This window comes from Actinopolyspora xinjiangensis, from assembly GCF_900104475.1.
GTDB classification, from domain to species: Bacteria; Actinomycetota; Actinomycetes; order Mycobacteriales; family Pseudonocardiaceae; genus Actinopolyspora; species Actinopolyspora xinjiangensis.
Genome location: NZ_FNJR01000017.1, coordinates 51,063 through 68,136, shown reverse-complemented (window position 1 = coordinate 68,136; position 17,074 = coordinate 51,063). Strand labels below are relative to the sequence as shown.

The window sequence follows — 17,074 nt, the reverse complement described above, 5'->3', positions numbered from 1 at the left end:
CGGGCGGGACGGTCCTTGTGCGCGATCACCGAGCCGCGCTCGAGCGCGTCCATCTCTTGCAGAAACCTCTCGCACCGCAAGTTCACCCCTCCTCGCCACACAGGCAGCGATCCTGCGCGCCAAGAAAGACTACGGAAACCGTCGTCAACACGATTCAGCGATTCCGACTACCGCTTTCTCTTACTTTGAGTAGTCAAAAATCGCCGAACTCCCCCGAGCCTCAACTCCATAAACACGATCGAGCCAGTAACTCACAGCGGTAGTTCCTCCGCTCCGGATTCCCGTTCCACGAGGCCCGGGCGACTCCACGCGGGAAGGACCATCCAGCGGGACGACGGGACGCCGCGGCCGGGCGGCCACCAGCCGCGCGGAGCGGGCCCAAGACGCCGAACGCCTCGACGGAACCGATGCCGACGCGTCGGATTCAGCCACGGGTGCCGAGCGGCGTCGCTACGCGAGGAAGTCCCCCGGGCTTCCCCGCGTGACTCACCCGGCCGGGACCGGCCCCCGAGCCACGGGGCGACTCGGAACCCGTGGCTACACGAGCGCGTCCGGCAACATCGCCGGACCGACCTGCTGCTGACGCTTGGCGTGCTCGTCCAACAGCACCTCCGCCTCGTGGGCGAACTCCGCGTAGGCGGCCTGCTCGCTGTCGAACCGCCGGTACTTGCCCACCCGCAGCTCAACTGAATGATATTCGCGTTCAAGTGCGTCCGCCGTCCGCTGCAAGTTGAGGCCACGTTCGCGGTACTTGGCGTAGCCGGACAACGCGGCGGTCAACGCGACCAGAAGACTCATCCCGACCGCGATCCAACGAACGTCGGCCGTGGTGACCGAGATCGCCGCGATAACCGACGTCACGATCGCACCGGATATGACCACGACCTGCAGGCCGTTGTGCGCGCGCCGGTACCGCCTGGCCTGCCTGCGGTAAGCACGGATCGCGTCGGGCAGCTGAGCCCGGTAGCGCTTGTGCGCCGCCAACAGGTCCCCCCCGGAACCGACGTCGTCGAGCGACTGCTCGCGTCGGGCCTGGTTCAGTTCGCGCAGTTCGATCGCCATATCGCGTACTTTGAAGTACTGCCGGTAGAGCAGGAAGCCCGACCCCACTACGGAGATCGTCGGAATCACCGAAACGAGTGTCACCAACTGCCACCCCGAGCCTCCCCTCATCGCGAAGTAGCCCACGACCAACGCGATCAGCGCCACGTTGACGGGAAGCGCCCAAACCGTCAGCAGGCGTCGTAACAGCAGCGCCCGGTGCACCTGTTCGGAGAGGTCCGCGATGCGTCGGGCGACGTCATCGGGGTCTGATTCGGCGGAGAGCACACCTCCCCCGACAATCCCCGTGCTGACCTCGGTACTGCTCATCACACGATCCCTTCACGGCGTCACTGTGATCGAAATAGCTCAACAGCGTTACTGCAATCGGCTGACGGAGTGACGCCCAGACTGGTCGAATAACGCAACGCATTCGTTCCCCCCGCAGGGCGGCGTCAACACCGTTCACCGGCAGTCACCGACCCGTCACATCATCCACGAGGCGCCGGAGGCGCGATCAGGCGCGTCACGGACAGAGGGAGCCAGCGGTACGTGGCGAACTTCGCACAGACACGGGGAAAACATACTATAAGTCCACTGTGGACATAAAATCCGCACCCACCGGCCGAGCCCCGAACCGGCACGGGCTCCTCGCCCCCGCGGCGCCCCGCAGACCCGCTCCACCCGGACGGTCGGACTCGCCACGATCACCTCGGAACGAAGACGACACCCTTTCCCGAAAAACGACTTCGAACGATCGCCGTGCCACACGAATAGGCGACATATTCACCGTTCGCATGAATCCAGAAATCAAGAAAACCACAAAAACACCCGAAAAGGGCAGCGACAATTCCACCACCGTTCTTGCTCCTCGGAGAGCGAAACCTCCCGATGCCACACCGAAAGGCGCCATACTACCTGTACAGCGGAAACACCACCAAGCGCCCTCGAAGCACCGCCCCTAGACCATCCGGACGAACATTTCGACAGCGATGAAGGTGGAGATATCTCGGAACTCTTCGTTCATTCCGGGTGGCGGCCCCGGCGTCGAACACCGAGGACGCACCGATAAAGAAAAAATTTCACTTTTCGCGACGGATCGTGAACCGGAATGCTCTCATATCTCTCACCTCGGCCGTACCACGGAGCCGCACGAGAGTATGAGGCGATACTGCGCGCCCCGGCCCCGGCCGGGAAACGACCGGAAGGGGACTCGAACCGAGCATCGCCTCACCGACTCGTCACCGTGCGGTTCTCCCCCAGTCGAAGCGAGCCGGAGACACCGGTGCCGTCCAACCACACAGCCAACGGCAGCGGCCCGCTGTGCCGCGTCCAGTCCGGCGCCAACGCCCGTCCGGACCGAACCAGGATCAGCAGCCCCGTTTCGTCACCCACCGGGTCGAACCGTTCAGAACTCGGCCCGAAGGAGGTGATTCCGAAACGACGCCCCAGCTCGGCAGCGGTCGCGGGTACGTCGTCCACCGCGATGCCGACCTCGCTGATGGAGGCGATGTGTTCGGGCCCGAAGCTCCCGAGCGCCGGGCGGTGCCGCACCCGCCTCCGGGCGATCAACTCCAACACCTCGCGGTCGGGCCCGGTGAAGTAGACCGAACGTGCGTTCCAGCCGGGCGGCCCCTCGATCTCGTGTTCCCCCGTACTGGCGGAACGCAACAGCGGAACACGTTCCGCCAACCACGCGACCGCGGCGTCGAAGTTCTCGATGGGCACGTCGAAGGCCAGGTGGTGCGCCACCGCCGTCTCCGGCCCCTCGGTCAGCCACAACTCGCTCGACCCGAGTGTGACGCGGGCGGAACCGCCGTCGTACGAGACCGACAGCCCCAAGAGGTCGCGGTAGAAGGCCACCGCCGCCGCCAGATCACTCACGTGGTGCTCGACCGCCGAGATCCGCATGTCGTCTCCCCCGGTAACTCGTGGACCGCGGTGCCGACCGTGCGGATACCGCGCTGATCGCCGCTCACACGTTCCTGGCGTAACCACCGGGATTCTCCGGATCGATGTGCCAGCTGATGATCCGTTCGGGGTAGAGGCGAATGATGTCCGGACCCGCCAACGGTGGCTCGCCCGGCGGATCGGCCACCCGCAGCGTCCGCGCTACCCCTCGGATCTCCACACCACGCCCCATCCCCGGCCTGACACCGCCCGGCTCGTCGGGGGTGATGTCGTCCACCACGAAACCGACGCGGGGTCTGCTCAACACGTTCCGGTACCGCTTGGTGGAAGCGACCCTGGGGCCACCCAGATCGATGGTCCCGTCCTCGTTGAGCCGGAAACCGAGCGGTCTGACCTGCGGCGTGCCGTCATCTCCCACCGTGGCGAGCCTGCCCAGCAGCTGCCCCCGCAGGTACTCGCGTTCGACCTCGACGAAGCTCATCCACTCACTCCCGTTCGGTGACGTGGTGAACCTAGATCTTCGAGCGCGCTCGAAGTCAATACCACGATTCCGGGGGCACGGCTGGACCGAACGCCGAGGACACCTACCGCGGAGGGCTTGTGGCGATACAGGACGACCATTCGAACAGCGGCTCGACGTGTCCGACGTCCCGCCGGTTGTCACGGGGCTCGCGGACGAGCGGCGCCTGTTCGCCGGCAGCGGCGAACAGCGCACCGGCCACCGCACCCGAGACGGGTGCGGCCCACACGTCCCCCGTACGTAAGACGCCGGTTTCACACCGTCTGGACAGCCGTGACGACGCCCGGGAGAACCGAGCTCGCGGCGGTGTGCTCATCCACCTCCGGATCACGGGGGCGAGCGGCGTGGGGGCGCTGTGTCGCCGCGTCGCTGCCTGCCGGCATCACGACGAGTCCCGAACCGCGCGGAAGAGCCCGCTCAGAGCACGTACTCCAGTCTGAGCAGTCCGTGTTCGAACTCGACGGAACGGCTCGCCATACCGGTGAGCTCCCCGGTTCCGGAGGTGGGGACTATGGTGCCGTAGGTGCGCTGCTCACTCCCGTCCGCGAGCCCGCCGTGCTGCAACACGAAGGTGCCGTGGTGACCGTCGAGCGCGCCCTCGAATCGCTCGGAGACCACGTAGCCACCACCGGTGGTTCCTCCCGCGGTAAGCACTGCGCCGGTGCCCGTCCCGTCGAGCGCGCCCCGGTAGCGCTTGCGGATCGATACCCGGGACAGCCTGGGCCCCTCCGCCGGCTCCTCGTAGACGGACTCGTCCCACTCCAGGACCTCGAACGGGACCTCGACGGCGCGGCTCTGATGTTGATCGGTCATGGGCGGAAGTTATCGGGCAGCCCCGACATCCCACGCGGACGCGGAGCCCGCGAGCCGGTGCCGGCTTCTCGGTCCGCCGCGCCGCTGGGCTGTACCGCCACACCCGAGCGGATCGGCGGGCCGCCCGAACGAGTCGGGAGCGGTGAGGGCACCTCGGAAGGGGCAACTGAGACCAGAACTGAGACCAACGAGAACCGGCCGCTTCCCGCATCGCGGAAAACGGCCGGTCACCGGTGGAGCCGCCTAGGGGAGTCGAACCCCTGACCTACGCATTACGAGTGCGTCGCTCTGACCGACTGAGCTAAGGCGGCGAAACCGCGTACGAGTGTAGCGGGTACGTGAACGTCACTTGCAGCCCCCCGGTTCGTTGGCATGAGAAGTGAGACTGATCACGGGAATACCGGAAGGTGTTGGATGCGCATACCCCCTGTCCACCGGATCGCGATCTGTTCCGTCGTCTCGCTGGCCGTCGCGTGTCTGAGCCTTCCCGCCGCGACCGCGCAGAGCACCCCGCCGAGCACCCCGACCCCCACTCCCGAACTCCCGGGACAACCCCCCGGCAGGAGCGAACCGGAGAAGCCGGTGCCCGGACCGGTGGTGGCCGAGGCGGGCACCGGAATCGGGCTGCTGCGGGTACTGCCGAACGCGGTACCGGGGGAGTCGATCCTGGACGCTCCCGAGTTCGACGAGAAGCTGCCCAGGCAGGCACTGCTGGAAACCGGGATGGGCCTGGCGACCGCCAAGGCGAACTCGAAGGCATACCTGGCCCAGGAACACGCGATCGCCGAGTCGGCTCCGTTCGGGTTCGCGGTGGGAGGCGACGCGCCAGCGCTGCCCGGTTCGCTGGCGCAGACCGCGGTGCCCGATCACGCCGATCCGAGATCCCGCGGGCTCGAGCCGCCCTCCTCACCGCTGGACGCGCTGCTCGACCTCGGCCTGCTGAAAGGCAGTGTGCACGCCAGGTGGGACGAGAAGCTCGGCCCCTGTGTGGAGCCGATCGCCGACGCCGAGACCTCGCTGGCCAGTATCTCGGCGCTGAACGTACTTCCCTCCCTGAAGAGCAGGGAGGACGAACTCGCCGAGAAGGTCTCCAGCGGAGCGAGTGAGCTCGCCGCCGACCGGACCGATTCGGTGCGCGAAGGGCTGAACCAGCTGGCGGGGCCGCTCGAACGGCTCGGCGGATTGCTCGGCGGGGGTGACGGCTCCGGCGCGTCCGGCTCGGTACTACGGGTCCCCGAGCTCATGCACGCCCGCTCCAACGTGCGACTGGTGGACGTGGCGGGGCAGTCGAACAAGGCGGTTCGCGCCACCTCGCGGTTCGACGTGGCCAGCATCCGGCTGTTCGCCGGAACCTCGCAGGAACTGCGCATCGACGTCATCAGCCAACCCACGCTGACCGCCACGGCTACCGGCGATCCGAAAACATCCACGGTGGACTACAGCGCGCCGGTGCTGCGCGTCAGCCGCGGCGGCGAGGAGCTGTTCACCCTGGACGCCGCCAACCCCGAGTTCGAACTCCCGATCGGCGTCCCGCTGCCCGCCTCGGGACTCGACTCCGACGTCCCGCTGGTGGGGCACTCGGACGAACCCAACGTGCTCGACATCGGCGTGCTGCGGCTCAGCCTCGGCGAACTCACCGAGCACAAGGAGGGCACGGCCGTACGGGCCGGGGCCCGACTGCTGGACCTGAAGATCCTGCCGAACGACCTACTCGGATTCTCCAGCGCCCTGGCACAGGTCTCGTTCGGCGAGCAGTTCGCCAGGGCGAACGCGCCCGAGGGCGGCGTCGACTGCTCGACCTCGGCGCAGCCGACGACGAGCAACCCGCCCGCGCCAGGAGGTGAGTCCCCGCCGCTGGCCAAGACCTCCGGGGCCTACCACGCGGTGCCGCTGTTCTGGACCGGAACGGCCCTGCTGCTGCTGGGTGCGGTCCTGGTGGCGGCACTACCGCGCCGCCGGAGGTGAGACCCCCGCGAACGGGGACGAGTCGGTCACCGGTACAGCTCGGCGGCCAGCGCCTCCACCGCGATGATCGGTTTGACGTTGCGGTCCAGGGCGGTCCGGCAGCCGAGCACCGCTTCCAACCGGCGCAGGGCGGTCTCGGGAGTCCACTCCTCGGCCGCCCTGCGTGCCTGGTTCGCGAAGTCGGGGTGGTTCAGCGGCACCTCGGCCCCGAAGCCGAGCGCCAGCACGTCCCGGTAGAACCCGGCCAGATCCACCAGCGCCAGGTCCAGCGCGTCCCGCTGTGACCTGGTGGTTCGGGCCTTCTGCTTCTTCTCCAGCTCCTTCAGCGCCGCGTTGGCCCCTTTGGTCGCCGAAGAGGTCCCCTTGCCGGTTCCCCCGGCCCCCATGGCGGTGCGCAGCTCTTCCTTCTCCGCTTCGTCCCGCGACTCGTTGACCTCGCCCGCCTCGGCCTCCGCGGCACGCACCAGCCGCCCCGCCTCCTCGAACACCTCGGCGAGACCGCGCAGCCCGAGCGGGATGCGCAGCACCGCCTCGCGGCGTTCCCTGGCCTGCGGATCGGTGGCCAACCGCCGCGCCCGTCCGACGTGCCCGCCGCACACCGAGGCGGCCCACTCGGCCATGGCGTGCTCGACACCGTCCCGGTCGCGCAGCACCTCTGCTATAGATCCCGCGAGGGGAGTGCGCAACCGCACACCGCGACAACGGGACCGAATGGTCACCGACACGTCGGCCGGGTGGTCAGAAGGCGCGCACAGCAGGAAGACGGTGCGCTCCGGTGGCTCCTCGACCGCTTTGAGCAGCGCGTTGGCGGCGCCCTCGGTGAGCCGGTCGGCATCCTCGATCAGCACCACCCGCCACTTGCCGGTGTTGGGTCGTCTGGCGGCGGCCTGCACCAGGGAACGCATCTCGGCTACCGAGATCGACAGCCCCTCGGGCGCCACCGTGGTGACGTCGGCGTGGGTGCCCGCCAACGCCGTCTCGCAGGCACCGCACCGGCCGCAGCCGACCGTCTCCGGGTCGGTGCACTGCAACGCCCCGGCGAACGAGCGGGCCACCGCCGAGCGCCCCGACCCCGGCGGGCCGGTGAACAACCAGGCGTGGGTCATGGCCCCGGTGGCGGCGCGCCGTCCCGCCAGGCGATCCCGGGCCGCCCGGGCCGCCGTGCGCAACGTGCGCACCGCTTCGGGTTGACCGACGATCTCGGCCCAGATCCCCCCGGACTCCCGGTCACCGTCGGCCGCGACGGCTCCGGCGTCCGGAACCACGGTCTCGCTCGCCATCACTGGTACCTCGAAACCCGATCACGTGTTGGAGCGGTTCGCGGTGCGCCGCCCGTTCGAGCTCGCGGACGCGGACCCGTTCGTGGCGGAGTTCTCGGTGCCCCCCTTGGTCTTGGAGCCGTTGCTCCCTCCGGTGGCCCCCGTCGAGCTCTTCGCAGCGGAGCTCTTCGCCGTCGAACTCTTGGTGGTCGAGCCCTTCCCGCTCGTGGAACTCCCGCTCCCGGAACCACTCGCCTTGCTCGTGGTGGACCTCTTGCTCGTGCTGCCGGAGCTCGTACCGCTCTTCTTGGTGCTCTTGGTGCTCCCGCCACCCGTCGAGGCGGAGTCCGACGCCCCCGAACCCGACGAGCCCTTGCTCCCGCCGGACTTGGAACCGCTCTTCGTAGCACTGGAACCGGAGCTCTTGGTCTTCTTGCCGCCCTTCTTGGCGGGCGCCTTGGCACGCCGCTCGGCGACCAGCTCGATGGCGCGTTCCTTGGTCAGCTCCTCGACGCTGTCACCCTTGCGCAGCGAGGCGTTCGTCTCGCCGTCGGTGACGTAGGGGCCGAACCGCCCGTCCTTGACCACCAGGTTGCGGCCCGTGTCGGGTTCCTCGCCCAGCTCGCGCAGCGGAGGAGCCGCCGCCCTGCGACCGCGCTGCTTGGGCTGCTCGTAGATCCGACGGGCCTCCTCCAGCGTGATCGAGAAGATCTGCTCCTCGCTCTCCAGCGAGCGGGAGTCGCTTCCCCGCTTCAGGTAGGGGCCGTAGCGGCCGTTCTGCGCGGTGATCTCCTCCCCCGTGTCGGGATCGGTGCCCACCGTGCGGGGCAGCGAGAGCAGTCGCAGCGCGTCCTGCAACGTCACCGTGTCCAGCGACATGGACTTGAACAGACTGGCGGTACGCGGCTTGGTCTTGGTCCCTTCGGGAAGGATCTCGGTGACGTAGGGGCCGAACCGCCCGTCCTTGGCGACGATCTCGTTGCCGGTCTCCGGATCGGTGCCGAGGGTGTTTCCCTCCATCGGCGTGGCGAACAGCTTCTCGGCGACCTCGGGGGTGAGCTCGTCCGGCGGCAGCGCGTCCGGCAGGTTCGCACGCTGCGACTCGCCGTTGCCCTCTCCCTCGGCGGAGGCACTGCGTTCGAGATAGGGGCCGTACCTTCCTACCCGGACGTAGACCGTGCGCCCCGCGTCGTCGGTGAACATCGGGATGGAGTTGACCTGCCGGGGGTCGATCTCCTCGACACCGGAGCCGACGAGCTTCTTGAGCCCCCCGGCGCGGCCGATGGAGTCCTGCGGCCCGATGTCCCCGCCGAAGTAGAACCCGTTGAGCCACTTGGTGCGCTGCTGCGCGCCCTCGGCTATCCGGTCGAGTTCGTCCTCCAGCGCGGCGGTGAAGTCGTAGTCGACCAGCCTGGAGAAGTGCTGCTCCAGCAGTCCCACCACGGCGAACGCGATCCAGGACGGAACCAGCGCCGAACCCTTGCGCCAGACGTAGCCGCGTTCCTGGATGGTGCTGATGATGGAGGCGTAGGTGGAGGGACGTCCGATCCCCAGTTCCTCCAGCGCCTTGACCAGGCTGGCTTCGGTGTAGCGCGCGGGCGGGCTGGTGGTGTGCCCGTCCGGGTCGAGCTCTCCGGCCGAGACCCGCTGCCCCTCGGTCAGCCGGGGGAGCCTCGATTCCGCGTCGTCGGCCACGCCACCGGCCTCGGAGTCCACGGACTCCACGTATGCCTTGAGGAAGCCGGCGAAGGTGATCGTCCGGCCGGAGGCGGCGAAGGTGCACTCCTCACCGGTTTCGGCCGTTCCGGTGACGCGCACCGACATGGTCGTGCCCTTGGCGTCGGCCATCTGGGAGGCGATGGTGCGCTGCCAGATCAGCTCGTAGAGCTTGTGGCCGTCCGTGTCCAGCTCCGCCGAGACCTGGCCCGGGGTGCGGAAGTTCTCCCCGGCGGGACGGATCGCCTCGTGGGCCTCCTGCGCGTTCTTGACCTTGCGGGTGTACTGCCTCGCCTGGGCGGACAGGTGGCTCTGGCCGTACAACTCCCCGGCCTGCTGCCGTGCCGCCGCGATCGCGGTCTCCGACAGCGTGGTGGAGTCCGTACGCATGTAGGTGATGTAGCCGTTCTCGTAGAGCCGCTGCGCGGTCCGCATGGTGCGGTCGGCGGAGAACCGGAGCTTGCGGCCGGCCTCCTGCTGCAGCGTGGAGGTCATGAACGGCGCGTAGGGCTTGCGGGTGTAGGGCTTCTCCTCGACCGACGAGACGGTCAGCTCGGCGGTGGCCAGCCCCTCGGCGAGCGCGCGGGCGCGCTGCTCGTCCAGCACCAGGGCGTCGCCGGTGAGCTCGCCGTCCGAGCCGAAGTCGCGCCCGGTCGCCAGCCTGGCCCCGTCGACGTTGACCAGCCTGGCGCCGAAGCCGCCCTGCCGCTCGTCCACCTCACCGTCGGTGTGCAGCGTGGCGGCGATGTCCCAGTAGGAGGCGGGCACGAACCGGATGCGCTCCCGCTCCCGCTGCACGACGATGCGGGTCGCCACCGACTGCACCCGGCCGGCCGACAGCTTCGGCATGACCTTCTTCCACAGCACGGGGCTGACCTCGTAGCCGTAGAGGCGGTCCAGGATCCGGCGGGTCTCCTGCGCGTCCACCAGGTTGTGGTCCAGCTCTCGCGGATTGGCCACGGCCGCCCGGATCGCGGACTCGGTGATCTCGTGGAAGACCATCCGGTGCACCGGCACGGAGGGTTGCAACGTCTCCAGCAGGTGCCAGGCGATCGCCTCACCCTCCCGGTCACCGTCGGTGGCCAGGTAGAGCTCCTCGGCTCCGGAGAGGGCTTGGCGCAGCTCCTCGACCGTGTCCTGCTTGTCGTCGGTGACCAGGTACAGCGGTTCGAAGTCGTTGTCCACGTTCACACCGAAGCGCGCCCAGGACTGCCCCTTGTAGTCGGCGGGCACGTCGGCGGCACCGCGCGGCAGGTCCCGGATGTGCCCGCGCGAAGACTCGACCTCGTAGTCCGAGCCGAGAAAGGAAGCGATCTTGCGCGCTTTCGCCGGGGACTCGACGATCACCAACCGCCGACCGCCGGAGCCCCCGTTGGATGCCCTAGAAGCGCGCCCCTTGGCGCCGTCCTTCTTCGTCCGTGTCGAGCCAGCCACGCCTACCTGCTCTCGTCTGGAGGTGTCCGATCCGTCAGTGTGCACCGTGCACGGTCCCGTTCGCTGTCCGGGGAACGCACAGCGTGACACACGTCGGCCCGGTTCCGCTCACTTCACCAGGCCGAACGCCCCCATCTCCGGCAGTGTTCCGCCGCGACGACCGAAGTGATGTGTGTCGAACGACTCACGGCGACGACGGCCAGGCTCCCCCAGGAGCGCCTTCCGGCGCGGGTCCGACGAGCTCGGCCAACCGAGTCAGGCGGCGCCGACCCACGATCCGCAACGCGGGCTCCGCCCCCGACGGGCCGACCACCCTGGCGGGCAGGCCCGCACGACCGAGCGACGAAGCGAGTGGGCCGTGTGTCTCAGGCACGTCCGGATCCAGCCCGAGTAGGTAGCCGCCCCCGGTGGGGACGCCCGCCGTGAGAGTCCAGACGCGAAGCGCCGAACCATCCGGGTTGAATCCGTTCGGCACCGACTTTACCGCGCCGTGTAACCACTCCGTCGCCAGCTGGGTCAGATCGGCCCGGAACGAGGTTCGCAGCAGCGACTCGCCGCGCTCGGTGTGGGAGAGCTCGACGGAAACTCCCCGGGCCCGGAACACCTCGACCAGCGCGTGGGCCCGCCAGGATTCGGCGAGGACGACCGACAGGCGCGCGGCGGTGCCGCGACCGAAGCCGGTCAGCTCGCCGTGACCGCACAGCAGTCCAGCCAGATCGGCGACACGAGCGGGCCGCGCCTCGGCCGAGAAGAACGAAAGCTGGCCCACTCCGGTGATCGTAGAGTCACCCGCACGCCGGGCGCCAGGGCACACGATCGCCGTAAGCCGGGAGGATAACCGGTGCGCTCTTCAGTGGCGGCTGATTCGAGCGAGCTCGCCGGGAGGGTACGGCGGCGCGGCCCGGTGAGGCTCGAATTCCCGCGAAATCGCCGAGCCCTCGGCGCGGTACCGAGCTCCCACGACTCCCACCGCCCTCGCGGACCGAACCCCAACCACCCCGGCAGCCGGCACCGGCGCGGGTTCTCCGGTGCGGCTCTCGCGAGGAAGGCCCGACGTTGTGTAGGTCGCTACCCGATGTCGGGCCTGCCCGGAGCGAGAGCCGTGCGAAAAGTTCCGCCACTGAAGTAACCACGGAAGACGAGGTGATCACGGTTCCGAGATCACTTGGCGCCGTTGACGACCTCGTCTCCGGAGCTCTCGGCGATGGCGGTACTCCTGCGCTTGGAGGAGATCACCGCGGCGGCGATCACGAGGAAACAGATCACGGCGATGGTGATCCGCAGCGGCAGCGATGCCCCCGCACCGACCGTCACGGTGACCACGGCCGGAGCCACCAGCACCGACACCAGATTCATCACCTTCAGCAGCGGGTTGATGGCGGGACCGGCGGTGTCCTTGAACGGGTCCCCGACGGTGTCGCCGATGACGGTGGCCTCGTGCGCCTGCGACCCCTTGCCGCCGTGGTAGCCGTCCTCGACGAGTTTCTTGGCGTTGTCCCAGGCACCGCCCGAGTTCGCCAGGAAGATCGCCATCAGGGTTCCCACCGCGATGGCGCCCGCCAGGTAACCGGCCAACGGCCCGACCCCGAGCCCGAAACCGACAGCTATGGGGGCGAGGACCGCCAGCAGCCCCGGAGTGGCCAGCTCCCGCAGCGAGTCCTTGGTGCAGATGTCGACCACCCGGCCGTACTCGGGGCGCTCCGAGCCGTCCATGATGCCGGGTTTCGCGGAGAACTGCCTGCGCACCTCGTGGACCACCGCTCCGGCCGCCCGGGAGACCGCGTTGATGGCCAGGCCCGCGAACAGGAACACCACGGCCGCGCCGATGGCGACCCCGACGAGCACGTTCGGTGCGTACACCAGGAATTCGCCGACGGTGAGCTGGGCACCGATGTCGGCCAGGGCGGTGCCGATCGCGTCACGGTACGAACCGAACAGGGCGGTGGCGGCCAGCACGGCGGTGGCGATCGCGATGCCCTTGGTGATCGCCTTGGTGGTGTTGCCGACCGCGTCCAGCTCGGTCAGCACGTCGGCTCCCTCACCCTCGAATTCCCCGGACATCTCCGCGATGCCCTGCGCGTTGTCCGCCACCGGCCCGAAGGTGTCCATCGCGACGATCACACCGACGGTGGTCAGCAGCCCGCACCCCGCGAGGGCGACGGCGAACAGCGCCACCGATATGGAGCCGGACAACAGGAAGGCCCCGAACACGGCGGCGGCGATGACCAGCGCGGTGTAAACGGCCGATTCGAATCCGACCGAGAAACCGGTGAGTATCACCGTCGCCGGACCGGTCGTGGAGGACCTGCCGACGTCACGCACCGGCCTGCGCTCGGTGGCGGTGAAGTACCCGGTGAGCTTGAGGATGACGACGGCGAGCACGATGCCGATGATCACGGAGGCCAGCGCGAGGACGGCGGGGTTGCCGTCGAGTTCGAGGATTCCCGGCGGAACTCCGGTGAGGCCGGAGTAGGAGCCCGGCAGGTAGAGCAACGCGGCGATCGCGCAGGCCACGGCGGCGATCGCCGCGGAGAGGTAGAAGGATCGGTTTATGGCGACCAGCGCTCCCTCACCGGCACGCGCCTTGGTGATGTAGACACCGATCACGGCGGTGATCACCCCGATGGCGGGCACGATCAGCGGGAACAGCAGCCCCTTGGTGCCGAACGCGGCGGTTCCCAGGATCAGCGAGGCCACCAGGGTTACCGCGTAGGACTCGAACAGGTCGGCCGCCATACCGGCGCAGTCGCCGACGTTGTCGCCCACGTTGTCGGCGATCGTGGCGGCGTTGCGGGGGTCGTCCTCGGGGATGTTCTGCTCCACCTTGCCGACCAGGTCGGCTCCGACGTCCGCGGCCTTGGTGAAGATCCCGCCACCGACACGCATGAACATCGCCAGCAGTGCCGCGCCGAAGCCGAACCCTTCGAGTACGCGTGGTGCCTGCCCCGCGTAGACGAGCACTACCAGTGCCGCCCCGAACAACCCCAGCCCGATGGTGGTCATACCGACCACCCCGCCGGTGCGAAAGGCGATCCGCATCGCCTTGGTCCTGCCCGCCGTCGGATCGTTGGCCGCCGCCGCGACGCGCAGGTTCGCCCGCGTGGACAACCACATGCCCAGATAGCCGATGGCGGCGGAGAACGCCGCGCCGAACAGGAAGAACACGGATCTGCCGATCCGCTGCGCCGGAGTCTCGGCCGGGAGCGCGAACAGCAGCAGGAACACGACCACCGCGAAGAAAGCCAGAGTGCGGAACTGGCGGTTGAGGTAGGCCGAGGCGCCCTCCTGGACGGCCCGCGCGATCTCGCGCATCCGCTCGGAACCCTCAGCGGCCGCCAGCACCTCCCTGATGAGCACGTAGCCGAAGACGAGAGCGGCCAGTGCGACGACCAGTACGACTCCGACGATGGTGTAGTCGGCGGCGTCGAGACGCAGCAGGGACGAGGGCTCCTGGGCCAGGACGTGCCCGCCGTGCGGTACGGCTCGCGGTTCCGCCGTCGTGCCCGCGAATTCACCACCCGGGGGCGCGGGTCGCGGTCCGGTGCTCGCGGCCCACCCGGACCGGGCAACGTTGAGCAGGGACATTCGTCCTCCTCGGTTGTGCTCGGGTCACGTGCCGGAGAGCTTCGGATCCGGCTGCTTCGGACACCGGCGTCCCACCGAGGCGGCCGGCGGTGCCCGGGCGCTACGCGGTGTCAGCGACCCTCGCCATGCAAAGTGCGATCTCTCACTTTGTGATCTTCCACTCGTTCCGGGGTGCGCATTCTTCCACCATGGATCGATCAAGGCATCCGGATGATCACCCGTTCAGGGGGACCGGCTGGCCGAGTGAAGCGATGGAGCCCGGCGGACCCGTCGCGACGAGCCCCAGACGGGCCCTTGCCCTCCGGGCGGGCAGCGGTGCGCGAGGACCAGGAGTCGGCCGGACTCCCACGGCGGGGACCACCGACAGGGAGCTGTGCGAGGCTCGGAGCCGTGAGCTCAACGGAACAGGGCCGTGCGCACGGGGGCAATCGGCTGCTCGACAGGGTGCTGGCGGCCACTCCGCCGGAGGACTCCCCGGTGCGCCACGTCGAACACCTTCCCAGGCGTCCCGCCCGGCACGGCGAGTGGCCGGAGTGGGCATCGGAGCGACTCGTGACGGCGCTGCGCTCCAAGGGCACGGAACGTCCGTGGACCCACCAGGTCCAAGCCGCCGAACTGGCCCACCGGGGGGACAACGTCGTGATCGCCACCGGCACCGCCTCGGGCAAGTCACTGGCGTACCAACTTCCGGTACTGTCCCATCTGGACGGTGACGGCCGCGCCACGGCGCTGTACCTGGCACCGACCAAGGCGTTGGGGGCCGACCAACTGCGCTCGATCACCGAACTCGACCTGTCGGGCGTTCGTCCCGCCACCTACGACGGGGACACTCCCGACACGGAACGGGACTGGGTGCGCGCCCACTCCAGGTGGGTGTTCAGCAACCCGGACATGCTGCACCACGGCATCCTGCCCCGGCACTCACGTTGGTCCCGGTTCTTCCGGAACCTGAGCTACGTCATCGTCGACGAGTGCCACACCTACCGCGGCGTGTTCGGCTCCCACATCGCCCTGCTGCTGCGCAGGTTGCGGCGCATCGCGGAACACTACGGTGCCCGGCCGGTCTTCGTGCTCGCCTCGGCCACCGTGGCGGAACCGGCCGAGTTGGGGAGCACGCTCACCGGCCGAACCTGTCGAGCGGTCACCGAGGACGGCTCACCACGGGGTGACCGCACCGTGGCACTGTGGGAACCACCGCTGCTGGAGGAGGTCACCGGGGAGAACGGTGCTCCGATCCGGCGCTCCGCGGGCGCGGAGACCGCGCGGATCATCAGCGACCTGGTGATCGAGTCCGCCCGCTGCCTGGCGTTCGTCCGTTCCCGCGCCGGTGCGGAACTGGCCGCGCTGGGGGCGCGGCGTTCCTTGGAGGAGGTCGCTCCGCGACTCGCGCGCGGGGTCGCCGCCTACCGAGGGGGTTACCTCCCGGAGCAGCGCAGGGAACTGGAACGCGAACTGCTCTCCGGCGACCTCCGCGCGCTGGCGACCACCAACGCGCTGGAGCTCGGGGTCGACATCTCCGGGCTGGACGCGGTGGTGGTCGCGGGCTACCCGGGAACCCTCGCCTCGTTGTGGCAGCAGGCCGGCCGAGCGGGCAGGGAGAGCGAGGGGGCGCTGGTCGTCTTCGTGGCCCGGGACGATCCGCTGGACACCTACCTGGTGAACAATCCCGGCGCCGTCTTCGACCGTCCCGTGGAGGCGACGGTGCTGGATCCCGGCAATCCGCACGTGCTGCGTCCGCACCTGGCCTGCGCGGCGGCGGAACTTCCGTTGGACGAACGGGCACTGCACGAGTTCGGCGGGGAGACGGCGCGCGAGAACGTGGCCGTGCTGACCGGGGACGGGCGGCTCCGGGCTCGCCGGAACGGGTGGTACTGGACGGACCGGCAGCGACCGCATCACTCGGTGGAACTGCGGGGATCCGGTGGGGAGCCGACGGCGGTGGTCGAGAGCGACTCGGGTCGACTGCTGGGAACCGTGGACCAGGAGTCCGCGCACGGCCTGGTTCACCCGGGCGCGGTCTACCTGCACCAGGGCGAATCGTTCGTCGTGGACGAGCTCGACCTGGACGAGGGAATAGCGCTGGTGCACGCCGAGGACCCGGAGTGGAACACCTCGCCACGCGAGGAGACCGACATCGCGGTGTTGCGCACCCTGCGGCGGCACCGCACCCCGAACGGGTTGTCGACCAATCTCGGCGAGGTGGAGGTCACCTCCCGGGTGACCGGCTACCTGCGACGGCTGCCCAGTGGCGAGGTGCTGGACCAACGACCGCTCGACCTGCCCGAACGCAGGTTGGCCACCAGGGCGGTGTGGTACAGCCTCGACGAGGAGCTGCTGACGAGCAGCGCGCCGGGGGGCGCCGGGCTGGATCCGGCGCGCGTCCCCGGCGCGCTGCATGCTGCCGAGCACGCGGCGATCGGCCTGCTACCGCTGTTCGCGACCTGTGACCGATGGGACATCGGCGGGGTGTCCACCGCACTGCACTCGGACACCGGGGAGGCGACGGTGTTCGTCCACGATGGACACCCAGGGGGTGCCGGGTTCGCCGATCGCGGCTTCGCCGCGCTGTTCCCGTGGTTGGCCGCGACGCGGGAGGCGATCATCGCCTGCGACTGCTCGGCCGGCTGCCCGTCCTGCGTTCAGTCACCGAAGTGCGGGAACGGCAACGAACCGCTGGACAAGGCGGGTGCGATCGCGATACTGGACGTGGTGCTGGCCGAACTGGCCGATGCTCCGACGTCCTGACCGCGCGAACCACCGGATTCTGTTGTGCGAGCGACCTCACCGGTTCCCGGGTGCACGTCGTGGCACGCGACACCGCGGGGGCTCC

General features: G+C 69.1%; 10 protein-coding genes and 1 tRNA gene. 2 read left to right on the top strand and 9 right to left on the bottom strand.

What is annotated here, in order from left to right; genetic code table 11:
- Positions 1-537: 537 nt before the first annotated feature.
- The 5 genes from BLQ75_RS21040 to BLQ75_RS21020 all read right to left on the bottom strand — a co-directional run bounded on the left by BLQ75_RS21040 (position 538) and on the right by BLQ75_RS21020 (position 4,596).
- A complete protein-coding gene (locus tag BLQ75_RS21040) occupies positions 538-1,371 on the bottom strand; it encodes a DUF4231 domain-containing protein (protein WP_244515822.1) in 834 nt (277 codons plus the stop codon).
- A 900-nt stretch (positions 1,372-2,271) separates the two neighbouring features.
- Positions 2,272-2,952, bottom strand: coding sequence for a VOC family protein (locus tag BLQ75_RS21035; RefSeq protein WP_092604401.1), 681 nt, complete (start codon positions 2,950-2,952; stop codon positions 2,272-2,274).
- 64 nt (positions 2,953-3,016) lie between these two features.
- Positions 3,017-3,433 carry a PPOX class F420-dependent oxidoreductase gene (locus tag BLQ75_RS21030; protein ID WP_092604400.1) on the bottom strand — a complete coding sequence of 139 codons (417 nt, stop codon included), beginning with the start codon at positions 3,431-3,433 and terminating at the stop codon, positions 3,017-3,019.
- Positions 3,434-3,889: 456 nt separating this feature from the next.
- Positions 3,890-4,285 carry a DUF3224 domain-containing protein gene (locus tag BLQ75_RS21025; protein ID WP_092604399.1) on the bottom strand — a complete coding sequence of 132 codons (396 nt, stop codon included), beginning with the start codon at positions 4,283-4,285 and terminating at the stop codon, positions 3,890-3,892.
- Between the two features lie 234 nt (positions 4,286-4,519).
- A tRNA-Thr gene (locus BLQ75_RS21020) sits at positions 4,520-4,596 on the bottom strand.
- 103 nt (positions 4,597-4,699) lie between these two features.
- On the opposite strand from BLQ75_RS21020, the gene BLQ75_RS21015 reads away from it, so the two are divergent.
- Positions 4,700-6,250 (top strand): hypothetical protein, encoded by a 1,551-nt coding sequence (locus BLQ75_RS21015; RefSeq protein WP_092604398.1) that lies wholly within the window; start codon positions 4,700-4,702, stop codon positions 6,248-6,250.
- Between the two features lie 26 nt (positions 6,251-6,276).
- Here the strand turns inward: BLQ75_RS21015 and BLQ75_RS21010 are convergent, their stop codons facing one another.
- From BLQ75_RS21010 to BLQ75_RS20995, 4 genes are all read right to left on the bottom strand, one after another.
- A complete protein-coding gene (locus BLQ75_RS21010) occupies positions 6,277-7,530 on the bottom strand; it encodes a DNA polymerase III subunit delta' (RefSeq protein ID WP_092604397.1) in 1,254 nt (417 codons plus the stop codon).
- Positions 7,531-7,551: 21 nt separating this feature from the next.
- The gene (topA, locus tag BLQ75_RS21005) at positions 7,552-10,659 is read right to left on the bottom strand and encodes a type I DNA topoisomerase (protein WP_170837609.1); all 3,108 of its coding nucleotides are present in this window, start codon (positions 10,657-10,659) and stop codon (positions 7,552-7,554) included.
- A gap of 184 nt (positions 10,660-10,843) precedes the next feature.
- Entirely contained in the window at positions 10,844-11,428 is a 585-nt protein-coding gene (locus tag BLQ75_RS21000) for a hypothetical protein (protein ID WP_092604395.1), read from the bottom strand.
- Positions 11,429-11,820: 392 nt separating this feature from the next.
- Positions 11,821-14,244, bottom strand: a complete 2,424-nt coding sequence (locus BLQ75_RS20995) for a sodium-translocating pyrophosphatase (RefSeq protein WP_092604394.1) — start codon at positions 14,242-14,244, stop codon at positions 11,821-11,823.
- A gap of 390 nt (positions 14,245-14,634) precedes the next feature.
- Between BLQ75_RS20995 and BLQ75_RS20990 the strand changes: the two genes are divergently transcribed.
- The gene (locus BLQ75_RS20990) at positions 14,635-16,989 is read left to right on the top strand and encodes a DEAD/DEAH box helicase (protein ID WP_244515821.1); all 2,355 of its coding nucleotides are present in this window, start codon (positions 14,635-14,637) and stop codon (positions 16,987-16,989) included.
- Positions 16,990-17,074 lie beyond the last annotated feature (85 nt).